This is a genomic window from Streptomyces sp. NPDC030222 (genome assembly GCF_055573115.1).
The window spans coordinates 1-23,773 of the sequence record NZ_JBVICA010000031.1 but is presented as its reverse complement, the minus strand read 5'-3'; the positions used below and the strand labels follow the sequence as shown (position 1 = coordinate 23,773).

At 68.3% G+C, this 23,773-nt stretch carries 31 protein-coding genes and 2 pseudogenes; 17 read left to right on the top strand and 16 right to left on the bottom strand.

From position 1 onward, the window contains the following. Nucleotides 1-549 precede the first annotated feature (549 nt). Nucleotides 550-1,152, top strand: coding sequence for a TetR/AcrR family transcriptional regulator (locus ACZ4Z5_RS31180; RefSeq protein ID WP_468269231.1), 603 nt, complete (start codon nt 550-552; stop codon nt 1,150-1,152). Nucleotides 1,153-1,343: 191 nt separating this feature from the next. Here the strand turns inward: ACZ4Z5_RS31180 and ACZ4Z5_RS31175 are convergent, their stop codons facing one another. The 4 genes from ACZ4Z5_RS31175 to ACZ4Z5_RS31160 all read right to left on the bottom strand — a co-directional run bounded on the left by ACZ4Z5_RS31175 (nt 1,344) and on the right by ACZ4Z5_RS31160 (nt 3,521). Further along, on the bottom strand, nt 1,344-1,724 hold the full coding sequence (locus tag ACZ4Z5_RS31175) for a hypothetical protein (RefSeq protein ID WP_468269229.1): 381 nt from the start codon (nt 1,722-1,724) through the stop codon (nt 1,344-1,346). Then, entirely contained in the window at nt 1,721-2,308 is a 588-nt protein-coding gene (locus ACZ4Z5_RS31170) for a TetR/AcrR family transcriptional regulator (protein ID WP_468269227.1), read from the bottom strand. The genes ACZ4Z5_RS31175 and ACZ4Z5_RS31170 overlap by 4 nt, the downstream gene beginning before the upstream one ends. Nucleotides 2,309-2,457: 149 nt before the next feature. Continuing rightward, entirely contained in the window at nt 2,458-2,619 is a 162-nt protein-coding gene (locus tag ACZ4Z5_RS31165) for a hypothetical protein (RefSeq protein ID WP_468269225.1), read from the bottom strand. 77 nt (nt 2,620-2,696) lie between these two features. After that, nucleotides 2,697-3,521, bottom strand: coding sequence for an SDR family NAD(P)-dependent oxidoreductase (locus tag ACZ4Z5_RS31160; protein WP_468269223.1), 825 nt, complete (start codon nt 3,519-3,521; stop codon nt 2,697-2,699). 591 nt (nt 3,522-4,112) lie between these two features. Between ACZ4Z5_RS31160 and ACZ4Z5_RS31155 the strand changes: the two genes are divergently transcribed. Both ACZ4Z5_RS31155 and ACZ4Z5_RS31150 read left to right on the top strand, forming a co-directional pair. After that, nucleotides 4,113-5,387 carry a ferredoxin reductase family protein gene (locus tag ACZ4Z5_RS31155; protein ID WP_468269310.1) on the top strand — a complete coding sequence of 425 codons (1,275 nt, stop codon included), beginning with the start codon at nt 4,113-4,115 and terminating at the stop codon, nt 5,385-5,387. A gap of 60 nt (nt 5,388-5,447) precedes the next feature. Beyond that, nucleotides 5,448-5,858 (top strand): annotated as a pseudogene (locus ACZ4Z5_RS31150) (NAD-dependent epimerase/dehydratase family protein); the annotation flags it as partial. A gap of 137 nt (nt 5,859-5,995) precedes the next feature. Here ACZ4Z5_RS31150 and ACZ4Z5_RS31145 read toward each other — a convergent pair. Then, nucleotides 5,996-6,919, bottom strand: coding sequence for an ion transporter (locus ACZ4Z5_RS31145; protein WP_468269221.1), 924 nt, complete (start codon nt 6,917-6,919; stop codon nt 5,996-5,998). Nucleotides 6,920-7,077: 158 nt separating this feature from the next. Here ACZ4Z5_RS31145 and ACZ4Z5_RS31140 point away from each other — a divergent pair, with 158 nt between their 5' ends. After that, nucleotides 7,078-7,437 (top strand): hypothetical protein, encoded by a 360-nt coding sequence (locus tag ACZ4Z5_RS31140; protein ID WP_468269219.1) that lies wholly within the window; start codon nt 7,078-7,080, stop codon nt 7,435-7,437. A 114-nt stretch (nt 7,438-7,551) separates the two neighbouring features. Here ACZ4Z5_RS31140 and ACZ4Z5_RS31135 read toward each other — a convergent pair. Continuing rightward, a pseudogene (locus ACZ4Z5_RS31135) lies at nt 7,552-7,851 on the bottom strand (CBS domain-containing protein); the annotation flags it as partial. Next, on the bottom strand, nt 7,799-8,047 hold the full coding sequence (locus tag ACZ4Z5_RS31130) for a hypothetical protein (RefSeq protein ID WP_468269217.1): 249 nt from the start codon (nt 8,045-8,047) through the stop codon (nt 7,799-7,801). The gene ACZ4Z5_RS31130 and the pseudogene ACZ4Z5_RS31135, both read right to left, overlap by 53 nt. Nucleotides 8,048-8,298: 251 nt before the next feature. On the opposite strand from ACZ4Z5_RS31130, the gene ACZ4Z5_RS31125 reads away from it, so the two are divergent. The 4 genes from ACZ4Z5_RS31125 (at nt 8,299) to ACZ4Z5_RS31110 (ending at nt 10,593) form a co-directional block, all read left to right on the top strand. Further along, nucleotides 8,299-8,520, top strand: a complete 222-nt coding sequence (locus tag ACZ4Z5_RS31125; protein ID WP_468269215.1) for a hypothetical protein — start codon at nt 8,299-8,301, stop codon at nt 8,518-8,520. Between the two features lie 94 nt (nt 8,521-8,614). Then, nucleotides 8,615-9,688: a sporulation protein gene (locus ACZ4Z5_RS31120; protein ID WP_468269308.1), complete on the top strand. Its 1,074-nt coding sequence runs from the start codon at nt 8,615-8,617 to the stop codon at nt 9,686-9,688. Between the two features lie 100 nt (nt 9,689-9,788). Continuing rightward, on the top strand, nt 9,789-10,244 hold the full coding sequence (locus tag ACZ4Z5_RS31115) for a tellurite resistance TerB family protein (protein WP_468269214.1): 456 nt from the start codon (nt 9,789-9,791) through the stop codon (nt 10,242-10,244). Between the two features lie 88 nt (nt 10,245-10,332). Continuing rightward, complete coding sequence (locus ACZ4Z5_RS31110; RefSeq protein ID WP_468269212.1) at nt 10,333-10,593, top strand: GlsB/YeaQ/YmgE family stress response membrane protein; 261 nt, start codon at nt 10,333-10,335, stop codon at nt 10,591-10,593. Nucleotides 10,594-10,855: 262 nt separating this feature from the next. On the opposite strand, the gene ACZ4Z5_RS31105 is transcribed toward ACZ4Z5_RS31110, so the two are convergent. The 7 genes from ACZ4Z5_RS31105 to ACZ4Z5_RS31075 all read right to left on the bottom strand — a co-directional run bounded on the left by ACZ4Z5_RS31105 (nt 10,856) and on the right by ACZ4Z5_RS31075 (nt 16,227). Further along, nucleotides 10,856-11,047, bottom strand: a complete 192-nt coding sequence (locus tag ACZ4Z5_RS31105; RefSeq protein ID WP_468269210.1) for a hypothetical protein — start codon at nt 11,045-11,047, stop codon at nt 10,856-10,858. 323 nt (nt 11,048-11,370) lie between these two features. Next, nucleotides 11,371-11,817: a hypothetical protein gene (locus tag ACZ4Z5_RS31100; RefSeq protein WP_468269208.1), complete on the bottom strand. Its 447-nt coding sequence runs from the start codon at nt 11,815-11,817 to the stop codon at nt 11,371-11,373. Between the two features lie 347 nt (nt 11,818-12,164). Beyond that, on the bottom strand, nt 12,165-12,740 hold the full coding sequence (locus ACZ4Z5_RS31095; protein WP_468269206.1) for a TerD family protein: 576 nt from the start codon (nt 12,738-12,740) through the stop codon (nt 12,165-12,167). Between the two features lie 72 nt (nt 12,741-12,812). Next, entirely contained in the window at nt 12,813-13,394 is a 582-nt protein-coding gene (locus ACZ4Z5_RS31090) for a TerD family protein (RefSeq protein ID WP_468269204.1), read from the bottom strand. A gap of 100 nt (nt 13,395-13,494) precedes the next feature. Continuing rightward, nucleotides 13,495-14,070, bottom strand: a complete 576-nt coding sequence (locus ACZ4Z5_RS31085; protein WP_468269202.1) for a TerD family protein — start codon at nt 14,068-14,070, stop codon at nt 13,495-13,497. 814 nt (nt 14,071-14,884) lie between these two features. Next, nucleotides 14,885-15,817, bottom strand: a complete 933-nt coding sequence (locus ACZ4Z5_RS31080; RefSeq protein WP_468269200.1) for a M56 family metallopeptidase — start codon at nt 15,815-15,817, stop codon at nt 14,885-14,887. Nucleotides 15,818-15,822: 5 nt separating this feature from the next. Beyond that, the gene (locus ACZ4Z5_RS31075; RefSeq protein ID WP_468269198.1) at nt 15,823-16,227 is read right to left on the bottom strand and encodes a BlaI/MecI/CopY family transcriptional regulator; all 405 of its coding nucleotides are present in this window, start codon (nt 16,225-16,227) and stop codon (nt 15,823-15,825) included. A gap of 743 nt (nt 16,228-16,970) precedes the next feature. On the opposite strand from ACZ4Z5_RS31075, the gene ACZ4Z5_RS31070 reads away from it, so the two are divergent. Continuing rightward, the gene (locus ACZ4Z5_RS31070; protein WP_468269196.1) at nt 16,971-17,291 is read left to right on the top strand and encodes a hypothetical protein; all 321 of its coding nucleotides are present in this window, start codon (nt 16,971-16,973) and stop codon (nt 17,289-17,291) included. Between the two features lie 83 nt (nt 17,292-17,374). Here ACZ4Z5_RS31070 and ACZ4Z5_RS31065 read toward each other — a convergent pair whose 3' ends face one another. After that, nucleotides 17,375-17,767, bottom strand: coding sequence for a hypothetical protein (locus ACZ4Z5_RS31065; RefSeq protein WP_468269194.1), 393 nt, complete (start codon nt 17,765-17,767; stop codon nt 17,375-17,377). A 265-nt stretch (nt 17,768-18,032) separates the two neighbouring features. Here ACZ4Z5_RS31065 and ACZ4Z5_RS31060 point away from each other — a divergent pair, with 265 nt between their 5' ends. The 7 genes from ACZ4Z5_RS31060 (at nt 18,033) to ACZ4Z5_RS31030 (ending at nt 21,967) form a co-directional block, all read left to right on the top strand. Continuing rightward, nucleotides 18,033-18,374, top strand: coding sequence for a LytR C-terminal domain-containing protein (locus ACZ4Z5_RS31060; protein WP_468269192.1), 342 nt, complete (start codon nt 18,033-18,035; stop codon nt 18,372-18,374). 147 nt (nt 18,375-18,521) lie between these two features. Further along, nucleotides 18,522-19,097 (top strand): TerD family protein, encoded by a 576-nt coding sequence (locus tag ACZ4Z5_RS31055; protein WP_468269190.1) that lies wholly within the window; start codon nt 18,522-18,524, stop codon nt 19,095-19,097. Nucleotides 19,098-19,221: 124 nt separating this feature from the next. Further along, nucleotides 19,222-19,938: a hypothetical protein gene (locus ACZ4Z5_RS31050; RefSeq protein WP_468269188.1), complete on the top strand. Its 717-nt coding sequence runs from the start codon at nt 19,222-19,224 to the stop codon at nt 19,936-19,938. 160 nt (nt 19,939-20,098) lie between these two features. After that, nucleotides 20,099-20,680: a TerD family protein gene (locus ACZ4Z5_RS31045; protein ID WP_468269186.1), complete on the top strand. Its 582-nt coding sequence runs from the start codon at nt 20,099-20,101 to the stop codon at nt 20,678-20,680. Between the two features lie 37 nt (nt 20,681-20,717). Beyond that, the gene (gene tatA, locus ACZ4Z5_RS31040; protein ID WP_468269184.1) at nt 20,718-20,987 is read left to right on the top strand and encodes a Sec-independent protein translocase subunit TatA; all 270 of its coding nucleotides are present in this window, start codon (nt 20,718-20,720) and stop codon (nt 20,985-20,987) included. Between the two features lie 102 nt (nt 20,988-21,089). Then, nucleotides 21,090-21,356: a GlsB/YeaQ/YmgE family stress response membrane protein gene (locus tag ACZ4Z5_RS31035; protein ID WP_468269182.1), complete on the top strand. Its 267-nt coding sequence runs from the start codon at nt 21,090-21,092 to the stop codon at nt 21,354-21,356. Between the two features lie 407 nt (nt 21,357-21,763). Next, nucleotides 21,764-21,967 carry an antitoxin gene (locus ACZ4Z5_RS31030; protein ID WP_468269180.1) on the top strand — a complete coding sequence of 68 codons (204 nt, stop codon included), beginning with the start codon at nt 21,764-21,766 and terminating at the stop codon, nt 21,965-21,967. Between the two features lie 102 nt (nt 21,968-22,069). Here the strand turns inward: ACZ4Z5_RS31030 and ACZ4Z5_RS31025 are convergent, their stop codons facing one another. Further along, nucleotides 22,070-22,249: a hypothetical protein gene (locus ACZ4Z5_RS31025; RefSeq protein WP_468269178.1), complete on the bottom strand. Its 180-nt coding sequence runs from the start codon at nt 22,247-22,249 to the stop codon at nt 22,070-22,072. 927 nt (nt 22,250-23,176) lie between these two features. On the opposite strand from ACZ4Z5_RS31025, the gene ACZ4Z5_RS31020 reads away from it, so the two are divergent. Next, nucleotides 23,177-23,365: a transposase gene (locus ACZ4Z5_RS31020; protein WP_468269176.1), complete on the top strand. Its 189-nt coding sequence runs from the start codon at nt 23,177-23,179 to the stop codon at nt 23,363-23,365. The last annotated feature ends 408 nt before the right edge of the window (nt 23,366-23,773 follow it).

Here is a 23,773-nt window from a genome sequence, read left to right as displayed (position 1 = left end):
GGTGCGCGACGGCCCTGTCGGCCGAGTGGAGGAGGCCGTGTCCGGCGGAGCGCGGCAGGCGCCGCGGGCGCGCTACCGGGTCTGTTCGCAGTGCACCGGGCTTCAGCCCGGTGGTGAAGCGAGTCGGAGAACTGCGCGCTCGTCGGCACCGCCGGGACGATCGACTGGTACTGCTGCCCGCTCGGGCTCCTCGCCACCAGCCTGAACGGCCGCACCCTTTGGGCGGTCGTACGCAAAACGGGCCCCATGACGGGCGATGTCAAGGGACCGGGTTCCAGTTCTCCTGCTCGGCGGCGGTCAGATGATCCGGCAGGCGCAGTTCTTTGATCGCCACGTCCCGGCCCAATTGCTCATCCCGGGCCCGCCAGACGACACCCATGCCGCCCTGCCCCACTTCCCCGTCAGCCGGTAACGGCCGGAACCCTCCCAAGATCCCCATCCACAGCGGGAAATCTCATCCACGCTCATGACGGTCAGCGCTCTCTTCTAGAAATTTGCTCTGCTTCAGGTGCATTAGGGTGTCTGCCATGACGTCAACGAGATCGAGCCATGTCTCCTAAGCAGCAGCGTGGCGAGGCCACCGTCGACCGTCTCTTGACGGCCGCCCTCAAGGTGTACGCCTCATCGGGTCAGCAGGGGTTCACGGTGAACGCGGTCACCGAGGCCAGCGGCGTCAGCCTCGGCAGCCTCTACCACCATTTCGGGAGCTTCGACGGCCTCGCAGCGGGCCTCTACACCAGGTGCATGGGGGAGCTGTTCGATGAGCTGACCGCCGCCGTCACCCGTACCCGCACCGCCCGTACCGGTGTCGCCGCGCTCGTCAGGGCTTATCTACGCTTCACCGAGGAACGGTCCGACGCCGCGCTCTTCATCCATGCCTCCGCGTACTCCGGCTATCTCGCGGCTCACGCCGACCGGATCCGCGCCGCCAAGGCCGTCATGCTGGCAGGCATCGTGGACTGGATGCGGCCGCGGATCGAAGCCGGCGAGATCCTGCCCACACCCGAGCCCCTGATCGAGGCCCTGGTGATCGGACCGGTTGCCGAGACTGCGCGTCGCTGGCTGTCCAACACCTACGACATCGACCTCGGCGAGGCGGCACGGATCCTGCCCGACCGGATCTGGCGGTCCCTGCGACCGGACTGCGACTGAGCGGCTTTGGTGAAGTCGGCTGCTGATCCTTTTACACGCAAGATCCTCGGCATGGGCAGACCCTCCCTGCCCTGCCTCATATCCGGACCACAGCCCCCATCACGGAGACCGCCCAGCCTGGGCGCGGGGAGGCTGCTGGCGGCTCGGATCAGCCCTGCGGGCACCTCTGCTGTATCTCTCCCGGGCTGTCGCTACGCAGCACCCGCCCCTGTCAGGACCGCGACCGGCAGGAGCAGAATCCACTGCGGCAGCCGGAGCAGTGGCTTCGGCCAGCCGACCGACAACGTGACGACCAGGAAAACGACTGCGTACGCGACGAAGTGCGCAGCCACGAACCACGCCACCAGGCCGGTCGCTGACGTATCGTCCGCCAGCGCGAGGTAGACCAAGGCGGCTGCGGAGAGCACCAGGTCGACGCTCACCATGTGCCACACGGCATGAAGGACGCGTTTGGGTTCGTCTGCGAGTCCGCAGGACAGCAGCGGGCGGACCACATCCCGGTGTCCGCCGACGAAGTGCACTGCGGCCACACCGGACGCGGTGATGCCCGCTGCGAGGAGCCAGCCGTTCATCGGATCTCGATTCCTTTGGCTATGACAGCAGCCAGTCGGCCGGCCAGCTGAGGGTCGGGGTCTTCCCCGACCAGGCCGACATGGAAGAACACGGCTCCGGCCAGCGTGTCCAGGACCAGATCCACGGGCGTGTCGGCCGAGATCTCTCCGCGCGTCACGGCGCGCTCGAAGACGATCAGCAGCCGCTCCTTCGACGGGGCCAGGAAGTCGCTTCGGATGCGCGCCTTCAGCGCCGGATCGGCGGCGAAGTCGGCGAGCAGCCCCGGGAGCGCCGCTGCCGCGGCAGGTGCGTGGAACTCGTCGACCAGGCCCCGCAGCAGTGCGGTAAGGTCCCCGGCCAGCGTTCCGGTGTCTGGGACCGGGGCATGGTCGGTGGTCGTGAACACGGCCTCGAAGACCAACTCCGGCTTGCCCCGCCATCGCCGGTAGACCGTGTCCTTGCCGACACCGGCACGGGCAGCCACCGCCCCGATCGATGTCGCGGCGTAGCCGACCTCGGTCACCAGTTCTGTGGCCGCGCTGACGATCGCCTGGTGCGAGCGGGGATCCCTGGGACGTCCCCTGGAGGACGGAGAGGAGCTCATAATGATTTAAGATACGGGTCGACCCGTTTGATAAGCAACCCCGGTCGGCGCGCCGAGGGACATCACCGCTGCAGAGCATGCACACGCGCCATGAGACGAGCCGCGGCAGTGACGCCAACCACAACGCGCTTACTCAGGACCGCTTAGGGTCAATGCCACTGACTCAACAGGGCTCGCGATTCGCTGAACTGCAACGATGTGGTGTCGGTCGCGTCTGCCTCTGCGAGGACCTGGTAGACGGTGGCGACCGAGCGGTGCTCGCCCGGGATGACGAGGTTCTTGCCGGACACCCCCAGGCTTCGGTGTCGCACTTACCGTGACCGTACGATGCGTCACCGGCTGCGGAGAAGGTCCCGCCAACCGGTGAGCGGAACCTGGTGGCTGCTGTTCAGGCGACACTGCGCACCCCGGTCAGTATCTTGGCCTGTTCCCAGACCCGTTGCGCCAGGGCCCGGTCTGCCGCGACGGGCTCGAGGGGGACCTGCCGGTCGGCATCGAAGTAGCGACCGGAGGCGTCGCCGGGTTCGAGCGCGAGCCGGACCACGGGGGCGGCACCTTGCTCAGGGGCGGCCCAGGAACGCTTCAGCGCCTTCAGGGCAAGGCCCAGCACCCCGCCAGGGTCTCCAAGTCCGGTCCTGATCACGCCCGGGTGGATCGCGTCGATGGTCACGCCCGTGCCCTGCCAACGGCGGGCGAACAGCGGGACCATGAGGAGGTTGGCGAGTTTGGTGGTGCAGTAGGTGCGCATCCGGTGGAAGTCGGCGCCTGTGGGTGTCCGGTCCACGTCGAGTCGCCCCTTGACGTACAGGCCGGCACTGACCTGGACGACCCTGGTTCGGCCTTCCAGGAATCGCTTCTCCAGCAGGTGGTTGAGCAGGAACGGCGCCAGATGATTCACGGCGAAAGCCTGCTCCAACCCGTCCGGGGTGCGTACCAACCGGGCCGGCCACACGCCGGCGTTGTGCACCAGTACGTCGATCTGCTTGTGCCGCTCCGTCAGCTCGTCTGCCACGGACCGGACCTCGGAGAGCACGGACAGATCGCCGACCACCAGGCCGACGGAGCCGCCCAGTGCCGCGGCCGCCCGCTCACCCTGCTCCCGGTCCCGGGTGACGAGCACGACCCGGCAGTCCCGCCGGACGAGTTCGGCGGCCACCGCGTAGCCGATGCCCCGGTTGCCGCCAGTGACCACCGCCGTGAAGTTGTCATCCATGCCGGGCACTTTAGGGGAATCTAGAGGATTATTCTAGAAAAGTGCTTCATTCGCGATGCCCCGTCGCGCACACTGGACCGGGGACCATGAGGCTGCGCTCGCGGCCGCCGCCTTCCCGTCTGTGCGGAGATGCCCACCATGGGGAGTGTCGATGAAGTTCCGGGCCACTGGTGCTGTCGTAGTCCCAATGTGCATTTCGGTGTTCCAGGGGCGTTCCCATTGCGCACCCGAAGGCCCTGGACCGCTCCACGCTGCGAGCGGATCGAGACCTCGGCCGAGTTGACGCGCGCGGCGTCGGCCGCATCGGTGAGCACCCACTACCCGGTGACGTGAACCATCGCGGGACCTCGGGCCGCAGGACGCACCGAACGGCGAGTGGATTCGACGCTTCCGGCGTGAACGGATCGGGCACACGGTCCGTATGCATATCCGATCGGGGTGCGCGTCCGGACGAATTACTCGATCTTCATGGCGTTGGCGCATACGGGCCGCGAGTACAGCGGCCCCGGGGGATGTGAGGCAACCATGGCGGTGGCGGGCAACGCGGTGCGCGGAGGCACCGTACTTCCGGTGGACGCGGCGCGACGGGCGATGTGGGCATTCGTCATCGTCAACGTGGTGATCGTCGAGGCGCTGTTCCTCAGCGCCGGTTCGGGCAAGAACGGGGTGCTCACGGTCGCCAAGTTCTTCGGACTGCACGCGGCCCTGCTGATGCTGTTCCAACTGCTGCTGGTGGCCCGGCTGCCGTGGCTGGACCGCCGCATCGGGATGGACCGGCTCACGGTGTGGCACCGCTGGGTCGGCTTCACCCTGCTGTGGACCGTCCTCACCCACTCCACGCTGGTGGTGCTCGGCTACGCGACACTCGACGACACGACCATGGGCAAGACGTTCGTCGCGCTGAGCGGGGTGCCGGCCTCCCTGCTGGGCATGCTCGCCGCGGCCGTCATCCTCGTGATCGCCGTGATCTCCACCCGGCCCCTGCGGCGGCGCCTGCGGTACGAGGTCTGGCACGGTCTGCACCTGCTGCTCTACGTGGCCCTGGGGCTGTCGTTCGTCCACCAGCTGCAGGAGACCACGACGTTCACGTCCTCCGCGTTCGCCACGGCCTACTGGTGGATCCTGTGGCTGTTCGCCTTCGGCGCCCTGCTGACGGGACGCCTCGTCATGCCGCTGTGGCGCAACGCCTACCACCAGTTCCGCGTCGCGGCCGTGGTGCCGGAGTCGGACAACGTGGTCTCCGTGTACGTCACCGGTCGGCACCTCGACAAACTCTCCGCCCGCGCGGGCCAGTTCTGCATCTGGCGGTTCCCCGGACACCACCACTGGTGGCTGGCCAACCCCTTCTCCCTGTCGGCGGCGCCGGGCGGACAGGGGCTGCGCCTCACGGCGAAGGCGGTGGGCAGCGCCAGCGCCGGCCTGCGGAACGTCCCGGTCGGCAGCCGCGCCTTCGTCGAGGGGCCCTACGGGGCGTTCACCTCGCTGCACCGGACCCGGTCCGGTGCCCTCCTGATCGCCGGCGGCGTGGGGATCACACCGGTGCGGGCCATGCTGGAGGAGCAGGGGACCGGCGACGTCGTGGTGCTGTACCGGGTGCGCAGCGAGGCCGACGCCGTGCTGCTGAACGAGGTACGGCAGCTGGTCGCGCTCCGGGGCGGACGGCTGCACCTGCTCACGGGCAGGACCGGCGAGGGCAGCGCCCAGCCGTTCGATCCCAGCGGCCTGCACCGGCTGGTCCCCGACATCACCGAACGCGACGTGTACGTCTGCGGCCCGCCCACCATGATCACGGCCGTGCTCTCCAGTCTGAGAGACCTGCAGGTCCCCGCACGACAGGTGCACGCCGAGAAGTTCGGCCTGGCCTGACCGGGAAAGGGGCCCGACCCCAGATGACATCGACGCACCATCGACCGCGGGTGGTGCCCCATGCGCATCTTCCTGACCGGTGCGTCCGGCTGGATCGGCTCCGCCGTCGTCCCCGAACTGCTCGAGGCGGGCCACGAGGCGGTCGGACTCGCCCGCTCCGACGCACCGGCCGGCGCCCTGGAGTTCGGCACCGAGGTCCACCGCGGCTCGCTCGACGATCTCGACGCCCTGCACGGCGCCGCCGCCACGTCCGACGTCATCCACCTCGCCTACCAGCACGCGGAGGCGTTCTCCGGCGACTTCGCGACCGCGATGGACGCGGACCGTCGCGCGATCGAGGCGTTCGGGGAGGTCCTGGCGGGCTCCGACCGGCCGCTGGCCATCGCTTCGGCCGGCCCTGCTCTGCACCCCGGCCATCTGTGTAACCTGCGCTCCCGCGACGGGGGCGTACGTGCGAGGCGTACGCCCGGCGGCGTCCTTGCGGCGTGCTGTCGACGGTGATGCGGCCGCAGGCGAGGCGGTGCAGACCACGGCGTAATGGCGCAGCAATTTGGTGCGGGTTTCACGGGTGCTGCCGATGAGGGGGCTCGGCTTCTGAAGAGCCCCGATTACTGCATGCCGGATGGGAAATCTGCTGCGGCGCCTACCGCAGACGGCTCCGTCCGTTCGTAAGAGGCGGGTGGGGGCAGGGCGGCCAGCTCGGCTTCCAAGGCATCGAGTGCCTGGCGGGCTGCCACGATGCGTTCATGCAGGCGTCCGGCGTGGGGCGTGGCGGGTTGTTCCTGTGGCTGCCGGGCCAGGGCTTCGAGTTCGCGTGCTTCTTCGAGGGAGTTGATGACGACTCCGATGAGGAGATTGACCAGCACGAAGGAACCGAGGAGGACGAAGGAGGCGAAGTAGAGGATCGTCCAGCGGGAAATTTCCAGGCCCGCGCGGACGGCGTCGCCGAGGCCGTCGAGGGTGATGAGAAGGAAGAGGGTGAGGACGGCGCGGCCGAGGGAGCCGTAGTGCTCGGGGTCGTCGTCGGCGAAGAAGACCCAACCGACCATTGCGTACAGATACAGCAGCAGTCCCCCGACCAGCAGGAAGCTCAGGGTTCCGGGCAGGCTCTTGCCGACGGCGACGATCACGATCCGCAGCTGGGGCAGGAAACGGGCTGCGCGCAGCACCCTGGCCAGTCGCAGTAGCCGGAGAACGGTGGCGTTCTCGCGGGCGAAGGGCAGGTAGGCCACGGCGACGACGAGCAGGTCGAAGACGTTCCACGGGTCGCGGAAGAAGTCCTTGGGGCGGTCGGCGTGGGCGGCGGCCCGGAGCAGGATCTCGGCTGTGAAGGCGGCGAGGAAGAGGAGTTCCGCGGCTTCCAGCGGGTCGCGCCATTCGGTCACGATGCCCGGATAGGTCTCGATGCCCAGCAGTGCGGCGTTGGCGGCGATGAGGCAGAAGACGGTGGTCGTGAAGGCTGCGGAGTCCACGATGTGGCGACTGCGGTCGGCGAGGGTGCGCCGTGACTGCGCGGTGGTCCGTTCGGACATGGGGTGATTCGTTCCCTCGCAGACCTGTTCCATCGTTCCAACAGGTGTGGATCTTAGAGGGTGTTGCCTCATGGCTGGTGAGCGACTGGAATCTGGTGGCTCTTGCTCGACTGCGGCGTGCGAGGATCGATTGATCACCGGGGCAGGTAGGGGGAGCCATGACGGGTTTCGAGGTCGCGATGGTCATTCTCGCGAGTGGCTATGTGGCCGGGGGTGTGTACGACCGGGTTAAGAAGTCGCTTGCCGAGCGTCGGCAGGCGCGTGAGCGGGCGTTGAACGGGCCGGACCCGGTGTGTGGGTGCCGTCATCATCTGGCGTATCACGACCCGAAGGAGGGGCGCTGTTACGCCGTGGTCAAGGGCAAGCGGTCCAGGGACGGCGAGGCCGACGTGGCGGCTGCGGCCCTGCTGCAGTGCCCGTGCCGCCGCTATGCCGGTCCGGAACCGCTCGCGACCTTGTATGCCCCCGAGCTCACTGGCTCCGCCGGGGAGCGTCTGGGGCTTGAGGCAGCGGGCTAGTGAGAGATGCGGGGCAGTGCCGGTGTGGCGGGCGGCTGTGGCCCGGTGCCGGTGGACCCGCACCAGCTCGGTCGCCCGAGCCGGCGCGGGTTCCACAGCATGGTGCGGGGGTGGTCAGGCCGCGGGGCTGGGGCCGACCAGTTCCTCCAGGGCGTCTTCCACGGTGACGAATCCGATGACGGTGCCCTTCTTCCCGGTGACGGTGGCCAGGTGGGTGCCGGCGGCGCGCATGGCGGTCATGGTGTCGTCGAGCGGGGTGTCGATCTCGACTCGGATGACCGGGTGCAGGGCGCTGCGCGGGAAGGGCCGGGTGCGCTCGGCGACGCCCAGGGCGTCCTTGATGTGCAGGTAGCGCAGCACCTCATCGCCGGGGCCGGTGACCGGCAGGCGGGAGAATCCGGAGGCCGCGGCGGCGGTGGACGGTGCCGATGACCTCATCCAGGCTGTCGCGGTGGACGGGGAAGCGGGACAGGCCGGTCGCCAGGGTGAGGTTCGCCGCGTCCGCGGCAGTCGCGTGGGCGTCCAGGATCCGGACGTCCACGCGCGGGGTCATCACGTTCTCCGCGGTCAGTTCGCCCAGGTGCAGGGTCTTGACGAAGGCCGTCGCCACGGTCGTGGCGGGTTTTCGGGCGTTCCCCGGCAAGCCGTCGGGATGACGTCCCTACGGAGCACCTCCCATCTATGCTTCTACATGCGTGTAGAAAACGCGAGGGGCGGGCCGGATGTTCCCGGCTGCCCTGCGGGCGGCGAGCAGGGCTGGGAGGGCGCACCAGTTTGAGCGGGGGCATTATCGGCCGGCGCGGCCGGCGCAGCAGTGCGTCGCCCGGATCATCCATTCTCATTTCCCCTGGGAGGGCTGTCGTGGCTTCGATCGACCTGGACAAGGTGCTGGACAAGGCATGGGCTGACAAGAGCCTGCCGGAGATCCTCGCCGCGCCCGTAGCGGCGCTGAAGGGAGTCTCGGACCGGGACGCCGAACTCCTTCAGGAGGCGTTCGGCGTCAAGTCTGTCGCCGATCTGGCGGACTTGAAGTATGCGCGCTGGGCTCAGGCCCTGGCCGCACTGGACACCTCCGCCAAGTAACCATGCGCCGCCGGCCGGTGGACTCCGTTTCCTTCGGAGCCCGCCGGCCGGCGGCTGAAGAACCATATGCACACATGAAGGAGTGAACGCCACGATGGTGTTCAAGCGGCTGCTCGGCTCGCTCGGCGTGGGCGGGCCCACGGTGGACACGGTCCTGGACCCGGGCGCGGTGTTGCCTGGCGGGACCTTGAGCGGGCAGGTCCATCTCAAGGGCGGCGACACCGACTTCACGATCGAGCACATCACCCTGGAGCTGGTGGCCCGCGTCGAAGCGGAGCACGACGGCGAGGAGTCTGAAGGCGCGGTCGTCTTCGACCGGTTCAGTGTCGGCGGGAACTTCCGCCTTGCCGCCGGGCAGCTGCACAGCGTTCCCTTCAGTGCGACGGTGCCATGGGAGACCCCGGTCACCGAACTGTACGGGCAACCCTTGGGCATCGTGCTCGGGTTGCGCACCGAGCTGGCGGTGGCCGGTGCGAAGGACAAGGGCGACCTCGACCCGCTGGCGGTGCGCCCGTTGGCCGTCCAGGAAGCGATTCTCGAGGCGCTCGGGCGGCTCGGCTTCGGTTTCAAGTCGGCGGATCTCGAGTACGGCCGCATCGGCGGTACCGGCCAGCAGCTGCCGTTCTACCAGGAGATCGAACTCGCCCCGGCCCCGCAGTACGCGCATCAGATGAACGAGATCGAGGTGACCTTCCTCGCGGGTCCGGGCGGGATGGAGGTGGTCCTGGAGGCTGACAAGCGCCGGGGCTTCTTCTCCGAGGGTCACGACGCAGTCACCCGCTTCACCGTCAACCACCATAACGTCGAACAGATTGACTGGAGCACCGAAGTCGACTCCTGGATCCGTCAGCTGGTCGAGCACCGCGCCTCCTACTGTGCCCACGGTTCGTATGGGCACGGCGGCTCGCACCAGGGCGGCCACTATGGACACGGCGACCCCTACGTCGCGCACGGCAGTCACATCCACAAGGACGAGCACGGCCACGGTGATCACCATCACGGCGACAGTCACGGGCACCGCTCCGGGCCCGGCATGGGCACCGTGATCGCGGCCGGTGCCGCGGGACTCGCCGTCGGTGTGGTGGGCGGCATGGTCGCGGCTGAAGTCGTCGACGAGGTCGGTGACTTCTTCGAAGGCGACGAGGAGGAAGAAGGCGATGACGGCTGAGGCGTGCCTCCCCTGGTAACTTCTACATCAATGTAGAAGAAGGTTGTCCGGGCCGTCCTCTCCTCCGGCCCGGACTGCCCCCGAGACGTATGGAGTTCTCATGGCCCTGTGGGACCGCATCAAGGAGTCCGCATCGACGATGCAGACCCAGCTCAATGCCAAGAAGAACGACCTCAAGAGCGGCGCCTTCCGCGACGCCAGCATGGCGATGTGCGCGCTGGTCGCCGCCGCGGACGGCACCATCGACCCGTCCGAGCGGCGGAAGGTCGCCCAGCTCATCGCCACCAATGAGGTGCTGCAGAACTTCCCCGCCGAGGACCTGCAGCGCCGCTTCGAGGCCAACTGCGACAAGCTGACCGCGGACTTCGACTTCGGCAAGGTCAGCGTTCTGCAGGAGGTCGCCAAGGCGAAGAAGAAGCCTGCCGAGGCCCGTGCCGTGATCCAGATCGGCATCGTGATCGGCGGCGCCGACGGCGACTTCGACAAGGACGAGCAGGGCGTGGTACGCGAGGCGTGCTACGCACTCGACCTGCCGCCGCACGAGTTCGACCTCTAGGCCCGAGGCCCGGCGACAAGAGGCTGCACGGCGTGGACCGGATTTCGCCGGGCGCCGGAGCGGCGAACGACCTCGAGGAAGGAACGGCATGCAGATCTCGGGGATCATCACCGCGATCGTCATCGGCGCCGTCATCGGCGTGCTGGGCCGGCTCGTTCTGCCGGGACGCCAGCACACCGGAGTGCCGATGACCATCGGGGTCGGCATCCTCGCCGCCCTCGTCGGAACCGCCATCGCCGCGGGTCTGGGCGTCGCCGACACCAAGGGCATCGACTGGATCGAACTGGCCATCCAAATCGCGCTGGCCGCCGCAGGCGTCGCCGCCGTCGAGCGCCTCAAGGCCCGCTGAGAACGCCCCTGTGTTTTCCACGGCCGTCCGGCATCCTGCCGGACGGCCCACGCGTGCCTCCCGCGGGCCGACACCGCATATCCCTCACTCTCCGCCGGTAAGAGAGAGTGCCGCGGCGGCTGCCGCTCCCCGGCCAGCCCCCCCCATGACGGGACTGCCCATTTGTCGGAATTCAGGTCAACCTGCACAGCCGCGTACACGCGAACGCGCACTGCGCGCCGTGCGGCCTGGGCCGAAGCCAGAACGGGGGATGCTGGACCGGTCAGAGTCCTGCGGCGTGGGCGATGGTGACGGCGGCAAGGAGTGGCCCCCAGGCGACCAGCGGCAGGTAGAGGATCCCGGCGATGGTGCTGCCGAGTGCGGTCATGTCCGGGTGGGGGAAGGCCCACCAGAAGGCAAACTGGGTGAGGATCAGCGTCAGCGCCCCGGCGCCGAGGCTCGCCGCCACGGTCACCGCACGCGGGTTCGGTCGGCGCCCGCCGACGAGGGGGACCCACCGCGGCAGCACCTCACCCCACGGCCGGACCAGACATCGCCGCGTTCAGCACGAAGGCGGCCGAGTTCGCCGACGACAGCACCGCCTTGGCCGTCTACGCTGCCAGCCCGCCGCGGTGAAACGTCGACGGCCCCGTGCGCACCTGCGAAGCAGGGACCAACAGTGCCGCCACCCGCCGACTGGCCGCCACCTCGTCCGCCCACGCCTCGCCGGGAGCACAAGGCGTAGGCGCCTCGGCGCTCTTCAAGTCGTCATGGCGATCATTCTGCCTCGGGGCGGCCTCAGTGGATACTCGATCGCTTCCGGCTGTCCTCGCGTTTCGAGACGATGCGGACGCGGTCGAGCGGCCCGAGACTCCTTCGTTCCTCCACAGCGATCTCTTCGCCCTTGTGGAGGATGCGGAAGTGGGTGTCCTCGATTACGACGATGACCTGCTTGCCGACGTTCCTCTTGCCCAGTTTGAGGCGTTGGGAGGCAACCATGATCCGGCCGTTGACGCGCCGCTGGACCCGCATGGCCCCGCTGGGCACCATCGCTGGTGGTAGCGGACCAGCTGCCGCCCGCACTCCGCGGAGCGCGGGGAGCCGGTCACTGCTCACTGGGCAGGGGCAGGTACCCACGAGGATTCCGTCGGCGACCGCGTTCATGAGGTGCCCGTCCAGCCGCAGGGTGACCGTCTGGCCGACCAGCCCTGCGCCGACGCGGAACAGGTTGCCGCCGACCGTCACGTTGCCGTCGCGGTGGACGAGTCAGTCGGTCTCAACGGCTTGCCCGGCCGTGGCCGGGCGTATCCGCGGCAGTGCCGCCGTGCCGGGCGGAGGCCCTGCAGGCCGTGCTCCGCGCATGGTCAACCAGCGGAGGTTCGCGTCTGTCAACCGGGATGGGACGGTGCCGCTGGCCGTGCGCCCCGACGAGCTGAAGAAGCTCGCCCGGTCCCGCCACGGCACGCTCCCGCTCCGCCCGCGCGGGCCAGGCGGCTGGACACTGCAAAACGGATCCCCACCAGGATTCTCGGCACTGGCGGGGATCCGCGTCGTCGGGTTTTTCGGGATGGTGGCGAGGCCCGGGGCCGCGTCTACACGTTGACGCCGTACTCCTTCGCGATCCCGGTAAGACCTGTGGCGTAGCCCTGGCCGATTGCGCGGAACTTCCATTCTCCGTCGCGCCGGTACAGATGTCCGAAGAGCATCGCGGATTGGTCGTGCGCGTCCTCGGTCAGTTCGAATCGGCACATCTCCAGTCCGGTTGCCTGGTGTACCACCCGGATGTACGCATCGCGCACCCTGCCGAAGGTGCTGGTCGCGGCGTGGCCTTCGGCGTGGATCGACACGACGAACACGACCGACTCCGCTTGGGCAGGCAGCAGGTTGAAGTCGACGGCGATTTGCTCGTCGTCCCCGTCGCCCTGGCCGGTCTTGTTGTCGCCGGTGTGCCGGACGGATTTTTCCGGCGTCGTACGGTTGTTGAAGAAGACGAAGTGCTGGTCCGACAGCACACGGCCGTCGGCTCCCAGGACGAGTGCGCTTGCGTCAAGATCGATGTCGCCGGGACCGCTGTGCACTGTCCAGCCCAGGCCGACGACCACGCTGGCGATGCCGGGCTCGGAGCGTGTGAGGGAGAAGTTGCTTCCTTTGGACAGATTCACGGACATGGGGGGTGCCTCCTTGATTGGTTCAGGGCATGGGCGAGCGCGCAGCTTCGGGCGTGCTGCGGGCCGACGTCGCTACAGGTGGGTGGCGATGGCGGGCATGAGGTCATGGAAGGTGCGGCCGTTGGCGGGTTCCCCGATGGCGGACATGTGCCAGGTACTGCCCGTACGCTGGACCTTGGACATGACTTGGGCGGTGTGGGAGCCGCCGCCGGAGAGGGTGTAGCGGGCCAGTTCCTGGCCGGTTTGTTCGTCGACGAGGCGGCAGAACGCGTTCTGGACTTCGGCGAAGGTCTGGCCGGCAAAGGAGTTGACGGTAAAGACGATCTGGTCGATGTGCGTGGCCAGTCGGGCGAGATCTACGATGATCGCTTCGTCGTCGGCGCCCTGTCCGGTACCGCCCGAGAGGTTGTCTCCGGTGTGGCGTACCGAGCCGTCTTTGCTGACCAGCTGCTGAAAGCAGACGACGTCCACGGGTTCGTTGCCGGCGAAGAGCACCGCGGAGGCATCGAGGTCGATCTCGCGGGTCGTGAGCCTGGCGAGGAATCCCTTGCGCTGCGCGGCCTGCCAGCCCAGTCCCATGCGGACGACGCTCAGAGTGCCATTGCTGGTCTTCTCCAGGCTGATCTGCTGGCCTTTGGTCAGCGTGACGCCCATGAGGCTTCTCCTTGTGCTTTTTAGGGTGTGAAGCGGTCTGGCGGCGGGATCGGCGGCCAGGGGCGGGAGGCGGTGCTCCGGTCCCGCCCGCCGATGCATGTCAGAGCTGCACGCCGAAGTCGGCGGCGATGCCCGCCAGGCCGCTCGCGTAGCCCTGGCCGACGGCGCGGAACTTCCACTCCGCGCCGTTGCGGTACAGCTCGCCGAAGACCATCGCGGTCTCCGTGGCGGCGTCCTCGGACAGGTCGTAGCGGGCGAGTTCGGCGCCGCCTGCCTGGTTGACGACACGGATGAAGGCGTTGCGGACCTGGCCGAAGCTGTGGCCGCGACTGTCGGCGTCGTGGATGGAGACCGGGAAGATGACCCTCGTGATGTCGGCGGGGACGGCGGCGAGGTTCACCTTGATGGCCTCGTCGTCGCCTTCCCCCTCGCCGGTGAGGTTGTCGCCGGTGTGCTCGACCGAGCCGTCCGGGCTGGTGAGGTTGCTGTAGTAGACGAAATGCTTGTCCGAAGGCACCTTGCCGGACTCGTTGAGGAGCAGGGCGCTGGCGTCCAGGTCGTAATCGGTACCGGTGGTCGTACGGACATCCCAGCCCAGACCGACCAGTACGGCGGTCAGACCCGGTGCTTCCTTGGTCAGCGAGACATTGCTGCCTTTGGTGAGGCTCACACCCATATCCGTCTCCTCCTTATCGCGGTCGAGAGCTGGGCACGACGGCCCGGCCCACCGACTGAACGGGACCTTATATCTACATAAGCGTAGAAGTACTGGTATCCGGCGCAGATGGGGATGGTCGGCGCGTCGGGCAGTCAGCCCGCGCACATCCCGGAGTGACCAGGAAGCGTGCCCCTCCCTTGCTGGCGCCGGGCCTCATGAGCTCCCGGTGTCGTCTCCGGCAGGCGCCAGCGCGCCTCGCAGACCGACCCTGCTGAGCATCGTTGCCGCCTGCGGAGAGGCGTGGGTCGCGATCAAGCGCGTCCGCTGGGCCGACGCGAACTCACGGGCGATGACAAAGACCAGGGCGCCGTCCCAGCTCGGATGTTCGACGTCTGAGAGGTCAACCTCCAGGGTGTCCGGGAGGCTGCGAAGAGCCCTCAGCAGCGTACGCGTCGTCCAGTCGTGAACAAGTCGATCTGCCCCGCAGTCGCACGATTACGGTCCCCTGCAGGAAGAGCCTCCGGCGGAAAACGGTGCTCCACCAACGATGAGGCCCTGACGGTGGGGGGATGTGCGGTATCGGGCTGCTCCAGTTCAGCGATATGGCGTGGTGGCGCTCCTTCACCCCTTCGAAAGCGCACCCATAGGAGAGTTCATTCAGACAGATGCCATGCCGCGAGGAGCCTACGCAGGTCCGTGCCGTTGAGCGTGTGGACACAAACCAGGATGATCATGAATCGCTCGAAGGCTTGCGAGCCTGTCCGAGCGGGTCGGCCCGCTGGTTCGAGGGATCAGCGGGTGGCACCGTCTCCCTCTGGCGTGCGGCGGCCCGCTACATCGGAGTAGCCGCGTGCAGGATGAGGATCAGCGTAATGGCCGAGTTCGCCGAGGACAGAGCCGAGACGGTGGTGCCCGCCGCGGCTCCCCACGCGGCCAGGCCGACGGTGGTGAAGACCGGTGGCCAGATCCGCCCGGCAGGAGCCGGCCCGAGCAGGGCGGCTACCCGGCGCGGCACCGGACCCGGCGCGGCGGCGAAGTGCGCGAGCGTGGCGATCGGCGCGCCCCGGGAGATCAGTGCGGACTTGCCGATTGCCAGTGCCACGGTGCGTCGACTGCCGACAGCAGTAGCCGCCTCCTCGTCCGCCCACCGTTCGGCGGTGTACGTGACGGCGGTACGCAGCGGCCGCAGGAACGGGTTGGCCCGCGCAGCGAGCTGCACGGTGAGCAGGAAGCGGTGGTGACGGCGAGCCAGATGGGCGCGCTCATGGGCGAACAGGGCCCGCCGCTCGGGTCCGGTCAGCCCGGCCAGCATCCCGGTAGTGACAACGATCCGGTCCCGCCTGCCGGGCAGTGCGTACGCGTACGGTGACCCATCAGGCAGTACTGCCACGGACGTTGTGGGCAGGCCGCCCAGGGCGCGTTCGGCACGGCGCCGTACCCGGTGGTGTCGCCAGGCTGTGCGCGTGCACGCGGCAAGGACGGCGATCAGGGCGGGGATGGCGGCCTTGCCGGCCACCTCGTCGTAGGGGACGGCCTCGCGGACCTCGGGGTCGGACCAGCCGTCGGGCAGCGGGTTGCCGGGCATCTGTGCGGTGCCGACCACCATCAGCAGCGCCAAGCACAGGGTGCTGCACACCGCGAGCACGGCGGCGACGCCGGTCAGCAGCCAGGTCGCGGCTCTGGGGTGCAGGTGCTGCTCGGCCAGGCGGGCGATCGGCCATGCCGTTAAGGGCAGCACCAGAGGCAGGAAGACGAAGACCCCCATAGCGGCTAGTGTTCCCCCTCCGCGGGCGTCTGGGCCAGTAGGGCGCGCAGCAGTTGCTCGTCTCTCGGCGACAGCGCGGTCACGAAGCTCGCAAGGACTGCCTCCCGATCGGTCTCGGAGTCCAGCATCTTCCGCAGCCGCAGCGCCGCGAGCCCGGCTTCGTCGGCGACCGCTGTCCACTCGAACGAGCGGCCGACCCGTTCGCGGACCACCGCGCCCTTGGTGTGCAGCCGGGCCAGGATGGTCATCACCGTGGTGTAGGCGAGATCGCCGCCGAGCTGTTTCTGGACCCAGGCCGCGGTGACCGGCCCTGGGGCCTGGCGCAGCGCAGCGAGCACCTGCCCCTCCAGCTCGCCCTGGCCACGCCGTCGCGGTGTGTGCTCGATACCGCCCCTGTTCCGGTCCGTCATGCCGTCGACCTCCTGTCTCCTTGCCCCGCCTGCCGCTGCGGGGCGGTTCATCGTACTGACTCGTCACCCGCCCACCCCCTTCCGTTTCCCCGAGCGTCCGCGACAGAGTCCTTGGCTCTGCCGCCCCGGGCAAGGCGACGTTCATCAGCTTCCCGGCTCTGCGGTAGCGCCGAGCTGAAGCCGCAGGGACCGTTCGTCGTCCGGGGGAAGTTCCGCGACGAACCGGCTGAGCGTGGCACGCCGGTCTTCTTCGTCAAGGACTTGGTGTATACGCCGAGTGGCCAGCCCCGCCGCGTCGAGTACCGTGCTCCAACGGTAGGAGCGACAGTTTCTGGTGACGGACCACGGCCTGCTTGCCGCGCAGCCTCATGAGCGTGGTCACGACCGTGGTGCAGGCGAGGGTAGGGTCGATCCGCTCTGGCACCCACCCGGCCGTCACCGGCCCCGGCGCGCCCCCGAAGCGGCAAGCGCGCTCGCTTCCAGTTCGCCAGGCCCTCTGCGTGGGCGGCCGTGCACAGGCGGCCTGTCCTGCTTCTCGCCCACCTGCCGCTCCTTTCCCGTCGCTGCTGCCGGACACGGGGCGAAGGATCAGGTCCTCGCACATGTTCACGAGGCCCTCCGCCCCACCATCTTCTACGCCGTTGTAGATTCTTGGCTCCGCCGGAGCGGAAACAGGGGTCGCAGGGCGGGATCACGACACAGCACGCAGGGCTCGTGGGGCCTGGCCGCGGAGGGGCGAATACATGGAGATACAGCCTGGCGCATCCCGCGCACGCTGCGGGCCGCACACCCCGTCCCGAGGCCACCGGTGCACCAAGGCCCGGCTCGCTCGGCGCGGGAGGGTTCTGGCCTGGAGCGGCGGCGCTCTCGCCGTGCTGCTTGTCGGCGCAGGCTGTACGGGAGCCTTGCTCTACCAGCGGCTGGACGGCAGCATCCAGTCCGCCGGCGTCAACAACAAGATCGGCGGGGAGCGTCCGGCCGACCTCAGCCCTGGCGCAAAGAACATCCTGGTGGTCGGCTCGGGCTGCCGCGACGGCGACAACGCCGAATACGGCAAGGCCTGACCACCGTGCAGTCCGACACCCTGACGGTGCTGGACATCGCCGCGAACCGGAAACGGGCCGCCGTCGTCTCCCTGCCCCGCGACTCATGGCTGCAGATACCCGCCTGCGACCGCGGTGACGGCACCCGGTCCGCCCCGCACTGATTCAAGATCAATGAGGCGTTCGCCATCGGCGATGCCACGGGGGATGCCGGCTCGGCGGCCTGCACCATCAAGACCATCGAGCAGAACACCGGCCTGTGCATCGACCACTTCCTCTCGGTGGACTTTCAGGGCTTCAACGGCATGGTCGACGCCCTGGACGGCATCAAGGTCTGCCCCAAGCAGGCAATCCATGACAAAAAGGATCACCTCGACCTGAATGCAGGCTGCCAGACCGTCAGAGGCGAGCCGGCCCTCGGCTATGTGCGCACCCGCTGCAGCATCGGCGACGGATCCGGCATAGGGCGTATCGGCCGCCAGTAGGAATTCATGCAAGCCCTGGCCGCCAGGGCCCAGCGGAGGCTGACCAGCCCGGTGGCCTGTACGGCTTTCTGGACTCGGCGACCAAGTCGCTGACCACCGACGAGAGGACCTGGCCGGAATCAAGCCGCTGTACGAGCTCGCCTCCGGCCTGAAGGGCATCCCTGAAGAGCCGCTGACCTTCCTTGCTGTCCCCAACTGCCCTCGTGAACTGGACGTCCCCAGCGACAAGGCCAACATCTCCTGGCGGTACCCCCAGGCGCAGGCCCTGTTCAATGCTTTGGCCAAGGACCAGGAGATCGACAAGGACCAGCTCGCCTACGGCAAGCCCCTCCCGGCCCACGTCATCACCGTCCGTGTCCTCAACGGCACCGGTACCCCGGGTCAGGTCGCACAGGTGGCCGAGCAGCTGCGTGCGGCGGGCTACGCGGTTACCGGCACGGGCAACGCCCCCGCCGCTGCGGAGGAAATCACCGTCGCCTACCCGCCCGGCCTCCAATCGCAGGCGACAGCTCTTGCCGTCCGCTTCAGGACCTCTGTCACCCCCAAGCTGGACTCGTCGGCCGCACCCGGCACGGTGACCCTCACCGTCGGTCCCGGCTGCCCCGGGCTGCGCGGCTGACCGGGCCCTATCGCCTCGCTCAAGCTCAAGGCCGCGATAGTGGCAGCCCGAAGACACCCATCAACTTCTACAGTGTTGTAGATTTATGGTTCTGTCACTCAACGGGCCGGACTCAGTCCGGTTTCTGCACAGGGGAAGGGATGCGACATGGGTGTGAGCCTGGCCAAGGGCGGTAATGTCTCGCTCAGCAAGGAGGCCCCGGGTCTGACCGCGATCGTGGTCGGCCTGGGGTGGGATGTGCGGACGACCACCGGCGCCGATTACGACCTGGACGCCAGCGCGCTACTGCTGAACGAGTCCGGCAAGGTCGCCTCCGACCAGTATTTCGTCTTCTACAACAACCTCACCAGCCCGGACGGCTCGGTCGAGCACACCGGGGACAACCTCACCGGCGAGGGGGAAGGCGACGACGAGAGCATCAAGGTGAACCTCGCCGCCGTCCCTGCCGAGATTGCAAAGATCGTCTTTCCGGTCTCCATCCACGACGCCGAGAGCCGCGGCCACAGCTTCGGCCAGGTCCGCAACGCCTTCATCCGTGTCGTCAACCAGGCAGGCGGCGCCGAACTCGCCCGCTACGACCTGTCCGAGGACGCCGCCACGGAGACCGCGATGGTCTTCGGCGAGCTGTACCGCAACGGCGCGGAGTGGAAGTTCCGCGCTGTCGGCCAGGGCTACGCGAGCGGCCTGGCGGGCATCGCCGCCGACTTCGGCGTGCGGGTCTGACGCATGCACGGGGCGGACCGCGCGTCCGCCCCGCCCACGCGGCACGTCTGCTGCGCCCTGCCTGCTGCCGTCCCGCGCAGCCGGTACGGCGGTGCCGAGCGCGCCACACGACCGGAGAATCTTCATGAAAGACGAGCCAGTCCGTCTCAAGGCTGTCGACAGGGCCGACTTCGAGCGTGCGCTGCAGGAGGCACTCACGGCATTGGACGTTCGCGAGGCTCTGCAGCAGCCGGCTGCGCAGGTCACCGCTGCCCAGTTGCGCGCCCGGGTGCTGGCCGCGGCCGACATCATCGCCGGCGAAGCCGCCGCCGAGTACACAGTCTTGCTCCAGCTGCGGGCCGCGGCAGCCCCGACCCCCCGTGCCCTGCCCCAGCGGTCCGGTCCCGCCGCCACCGGACAGGGGTTGCTGACGGCACTGGCCGTGCTCACCCCCGTTCTGTCCGCCGCGGCGGCGGTCATATTCCTTCTCCTCGGGTACGGACTCCGGTTGGCCGGCACGCAGCAGCCCCTCGCTGACTCGCTGATCCAGACCGGCTGGGCAGCCGTTGTTCTGGCGGCGGCCGCGGGAGTGGCCGCCGCCACCGCCCTAGTGGTCGCTACGGTGCGGCACCGCTCCACGCCCACCCACCACCCGGATACCGCCGCCCTCGCCCAGGCTCACGCCAGGTGGCGCCAGGCCCTGATCGAGCGCGGGCTGCACCCCTTCCTCCGACGCCAGCTGCAGCTGCCGCCCCCACCCGCCCCACACCCCCATCCCGCCTCGCCTCCGGCGCGGCGGCGCACCCGCCTCGGCTACAGCAGCCCGGACTTCTCCAGCCCTACCTCGCCCTCGCGGGACTGACGACGCCCCAGCCGGCGGGACGTCTGCCGCCGGGTCCGCGTTCGCGCCAGGGGGACGCCCCCTGCCCTGTGCTTCTACAGTGCTGTAGATTCAGGCGGGCCATGCCCATGCGCCACTGGGCCGGTACGTGCCGGCCCCGAGCACTAGTAGGAGGAAACCGGTGGGAGTCACGCTGACCAAGGGCCAGCAGATCAGCCTGGAGAAGACCGGCGGGCCGGCGCTCAGCGTCGTGCGCATGGGGCTGGGCTGGCAGGCCGCCCCCCGCAAGGGCTTCCTCGCCAAGCTCACCGCCCGCGAGATCGACCTCGACGCCTCCGCGGTGCTCTTCGCCGGCAGCGAGCCGGTCGACGTCGTCTTCTTCCAGCACCTGGTCAGCGACGACGGCTCGGTCCGCCATACCGGTGACAACCTCGTCGGCGGCGCCGGGCAGGGCGGCGACGACGAGTCAATCCTGGTGGACCTGCTGCGTCTGCCCGCCCACGTCGACCAGATCGTCTTCACCGTCAACTCCTTCACCGGCCAGACCTTCGCCGAGGTGCGGAACGCCTTCTGCCGCCTCATCGACGAGAACACCGGCCAGGAGCTGGCCCGCTACACCCTTTCCGGCGGCGGCTCCTACACCGCGCAGATCATGGCCAAGGTCCACCGCTCCAGCGGCGGATGGCACATGTCCGCCATCGGGGAACCGGCCAACGGCCGCACCTTCCAGGACCTGATGCCTGCCATCGCCAGCCACATCTAGACGCCCTGCCGCCCGCTACCGGGAAGGAGACGGACCCATGTTCGGCCTCAGTGAGATCGCTATCATCCTCATCGTCGTCATATTGATCTTCGGCGCCAAGAGGCTCCCCGAACTCGCCCGCTCCATGGGCAAGTCGGCTCGCATCCTCAAGAGCGAGGCCAAGGCGATGAAATCCGACCAGTCACCGCCGGACACAGCGGATGCGGCCTCCTCTGAGCCCGAGGCCCCGCGCATCGTCCAGGCCGCCCCCGGCGACGTCACCCCTCGCCCCACGGCTCAGCCAGGCAACACCACGCCACGGACCTGAGCAGCCCGCAACACCCCCGCCCGGCAGGCACCCCCTCAAGGGGGGAGGGGACCTACTGGGTCAGCATCGTCGGCCACGCCGCACCGGAAGGCATCTCACGTCATGGGCATCATCAGCTGGATCGTCCTCGGGCTTCTGGCCGGGGCCATCGCCAAGCTTCTCCTGCCCGGTCGCGATCCGGGCGGCCTCATTGGCACTACCCTCATCGGCATCGCCGGCGCCTTCGCCGGCGGCTGGCTCTCCGCGAAGTTCCTCGACCGACCCATACAAAACCAGTTCTTCGACCTCGCCACCTGGGGCGCCGCCATCGCCGGATCCCTGGTCCTGCTGATCGCCTACCGCCTCCTGTTCGGCAACTCCCGCGACTGACCCACCGCCACCCTGAGGGGTGGTGGACCTGCGCACGCCGGTCGCTCGTGCCAGTAAAGGCAAGCACTGCATGGGGAGCACGACCGACTGTGGTACGCCGGCGGCGGGAGGCTAACGCAGAACCGCGGCCGAACCTGCGCAGTGCGTCTGCAGCGCCCGTCGATGACCAGGGGCGGACGCCTGAGAAAACTCCTTGCGCCGCAGGCAGCCGCTGCCCCCGTATCACCCGGGAGCGTCAAGATCGGCTGCCTGTGGGTGGCAATACCCACGAGATCCATCTCAGCATCCAGGGATGAACCGCTACACCGGGGCTATCCGGCACGGTGTCGTGATCGCAGAGCTGGACCGGGTAGCAAGAACGGCCGCCCACCAGGGCCACCTCATATTGGAAAGGATGTGGGTGAAGGATGTTCGACAGCCTGAAGGACCTCGCGGGAAAGGCGGCCGAGCTAGCCGCCGAGCACAGCGATGCCCTCGGTCAGGGGCTGGAGAAGGTCGCCGAAGCAGTCGATGACAAAACCGACGGCAAGTACAGCGAAAAGATCGATGGCGGCGTCGAGAAAGCGAAGGACTTCATAGAGGGCCTGGGGGAAAAGAACGCATCGGACTGAGCCGAGGGCCAACAGCACGTTCATCGTGGCCGCCTACGGGGAGGACCGCACGGCCGTTGACAGCCGCCCCCGGATTCGCAGCGGGCAACCCCGGCCCTGCGTTTACGCTTCCCTGCGTCGGCGGAAGAAGCTCCGGGCGGCGAACACGATCGCGACGATGATTGCGATGACGAACAGCACGCTCAGCAGGAGGAAGACTAGGACGCCGACGCCGAGCTTCTTGAAGAAGCCGCCCTTCTTCTTGTCCTTCTTCTCCGGCTTCTCCGGTGCGGCCAGGATCACGCCGGCCGTGACCTGATCCGTTTGCGTAGCCGCAGACGCCTTGGGCGGCGTGAGGACAGCGGCTGCTTGTGCCGTGGATACGCGAGTGGTCGTCGGAGCAGCCTCCGCCGCTGCCTGCGGGCCCAGCAGACCCACAAGAACGAGAGCGGGTACCACGCCCGCGATCCTGTACCTGTTCACTGATTCCTCTGTCTTTCCAGGTGATTCGGGACGGCTGCCCGTGGCACCGGCTCCGCGGACCAGCGTCGATCACGGCAGGCCCGGAACCGGCAGGCCTAAGCGAGACGATCGGAAGCTTACCGACCGCAGGTGCGATTCGCCGTCTGCCCATGCCGAGGGGACACAGAGCGAGAACCGGCTTGCCTAAAGGGGGCCGACGATGCGGCCGGGGGGGTACAAGTTGAGTTGACGCACTCCCGTCGTGCCCCAGTAGTCCAGCTAGTCCAGGTGGGCCGGGTGCTTGCGCAGATGGGACACCGCCGGCGCGTTCGCCGACCGCTTCAGCTCGTCGAAACCGGCTGCGCGAACCAGCCACCACCCGCAGTGGACTCAGGACGCGAGCCGAGTCCACGTCGTCGATCCGGGAGGCGATCATCTCGAAGAACCTGGTGTTCACCTCGGTACGGATCGCCGAGTCCATCTCGTCCAGCGTGGTGTGGCCGGGCAACTCCAGCCGTTCCTCGACGAGCCTCTCCAACGCCACGTTGATCAGGTCGGCCGGATTGTCCTTCGTCTGCCTGCCCATAGACCGCCGCCGACGCGATCTCGCGGGTCTCTCCTTGCCGTAATCCATGCACAACGGCTCGCGGGTGATCGTGCGATGATGCCGCAGCGCACGGTCGGCGTCATGCCGCGGCGACACGTCCTCATCTGGCCGCAGCAGCCAACGCACATGTCCGACCACCAGCTCCGGCACCTCGCTCAGCCGTGGACGCGCTCCTCCCCCCAACCGGGCCGACTGCTGGTCGGCCGCCGACGCGCGGGTGGAGGCACATCTGGTCCAACAACCCTCAGGAACGGCTGAACAAGGAGATCCGCCGACGCACCGACGTCGTCGGGCATCTTCCCCGACCGCGGCCCGCCCTCTGCCTGGGCGCCGCCGTTTCTCGCGGATAGACCCACGAATGGACCGAACAGTGCCGCTGCATCGGCCCCGACATCCTCGTCGACAGACTGCATCTCCGGCAGGTCAGCCGAGCCCGGCACAGCCCGAGCCAGGGGCCAGCCCTCACCCTCAGTCATTGACCCATGTGAGGGACCACCTCAGATGACCCACATCCTCAGCCGTACACCACGTCCGTGGCCGTGACATCGCCTGCGGACTGGAGCAACTGGACAAATCCATATTGTAAGGACAAAGGAGTAAACATGGGATGCGATTCGTACCCAGGATGTTCCCATCCGGACGCAGGAAAGGCCCTCCGTGATCCTTCCGTTCTAGTGGTCGTCGCAACACCCCAGCTCAAGGGGTGCGATGGACTTCGAGATTCGGAAGGTTCGGACGGCTCAGGGGCCCAGGCGGCT

Excerpts from the sequence above, each read along its gene's own strand:
- ACZ4Z5_RS31055 (WP_468269190.1), top strand. The coding sequence starts at position 18,522 with ATGGGTGTGAGCCTGGCCAAGGGCGGTAATGTCTCGCTCAGCAAGGAG.
- ACZ4Z5_RS31080 (WP_468269200.1), bottom strand. The coding sequence starts at position 15,817 with ATGGGGGTCTTCGTCTTCCTGCCTCTGGTGCTGCCCTTAACGGCATGG.
- ACZ4Z5_RS31170 (WP_468269227.1), bottom strand. The coding sequence starts at position 2,308 with ATGAGCTCCTCTCCGTCCTCCAGGGGACGTCCCAGGGATCCCCGCTCG.
- ACZ4Z5_RS31050 (WP_468269188.1), top strand. The coding sequence starts at position 19,222 with ATGAAAGACGAGCCAGTCCGTCTCAAGGCTGTCGACAGGGCCGACTTC.
- ACZ4Z5_RS31030 (WP_468269180.1), top strand. The coding sequence starts at position 21,764 with ATGTTCGACAGCCTGAAGGACCTCGCGGGAAAGGCGGCCGAGCTAGCC.
- ACZ4Z5_RS31035 (WP_468269182.1), top strand. The coding sequence starts at position 21,090 with ATGGGCATCATCAGCTGGATCGTCCTCGGGCTTCTGGCCGGGGCCATC.
- ACZ4Z5_RS31075 (WP_468269198.1), bottom strand. The coding sequence starts at position 16,227 with ATGACGGACCGGAACAGGGGCGGTATCGAGCACACACCGCGACGGCGT.
- ACZ4Z5_RS31115 (WP_468269214.1), top strand. The coding sequence starts at position 9,789 with ATGGCCCTGTGGGACCGCATCAAGGAGTCCGCATCGACGATGCAGACC.
- ACZ4Z5_RS31175 (WP_468269229.1), bottom strand. The coding sequence starts at position 1,724 with ATGAACGGCTGGCTCCTCGCAGCGGGCATCACCGCGTCCGGTGTGGCC.
- ACZ4Z5_RS31180 (WP_468269231.1), top strand. The coding sequence starts at position 550 with ATGTCTCCTAAGCAGCAGCGTGGCGAGGCCACCGTCGACCGTCTCTTG.
- ACZ4Z5_RS31120 (WP_468269308.1), top strand. The coding sequence starts at position 8,615 with ATGGTGTTCAAGCGGCTGCTCGGCTCGCTCGGCGTGGGCGGGCCCACG.
- ACZ4Z5_RS31155 (WP_468269310.1), top strand. The coding sequence starts at position 4,113 with ATGTGGGCATTCGTCATCGTCAACGTGGTGATCGTCGAGGCGCTGTTC.
- ACZ4Z5_RS31145 (WP_468269221.1), bottom strand. The coding sequence starts at position 6,919 with ATGTCCGAACGGACCACCGCGCAGTCACGGCGCACCCTCGCCGACCGC.
- ACZ4Z5_RS31070 (WP_468269196.1), top strand. The coding sequence starts at position 16,971 with ATGGAGATACAGCCTGGCGCATCCCGCGCACGCTGCGGGCCGCACACC.
- ACZ4Z5_RS31090 (WP_468269204.1), bottom strand. The coding sequence starts at position 13,394 with ATGGGCGTCACGCTGACCAAAGGCCAGCAGATCAGCCTGGAGAAGACC.
- ACZ4Z5_RS31085 (WP_468269202.1), bottom strand. The coding sequence starts at position 14,070 with ATGGGTGTGAGCCTCACCAAAGGCAGCAATGTCTCGCTGACCAAGGAA.
- tatA (WP_468269184.1), top strand. The coding sequence starts at position 20,718 with ATGTTCGGCCTCAGTGAGATCGCTATCATCCTCATCGTCGTCATATTG.
- ACZ4Z5_RS31160 (WP_468269223.1), bottom strand. The coding sequence starts at position 3,521 with ATGGATGACAACTTCACGGCGGTGGTCACTGGCGGCAACCGGGGCATC.
- ACZ4Z5_RS31095 (WP_468269206.1), bottom strand. The coding sequence starts at position 12,740 with ATGTCCGTGAATCTGTCCAAAGGAAGCAACTTCTCCCTCACACGCTCC.
- ACZ4Z5_RS31110 (WP_468269212.1), top strand. The coding sequence starts at position 10,333 with ATGCAGATCTCGGGGATCATCACCGCGATCGTCATCGGCGCCGTCATC.
- ACZ4Z5_RS31140 (WP_468269219.1), top strand. The coding sequence starts at position 7,078 with ATGACGGGTTTCGAGGTCGCGATGGTCATTCTCGCGAGTGGCTATGTG.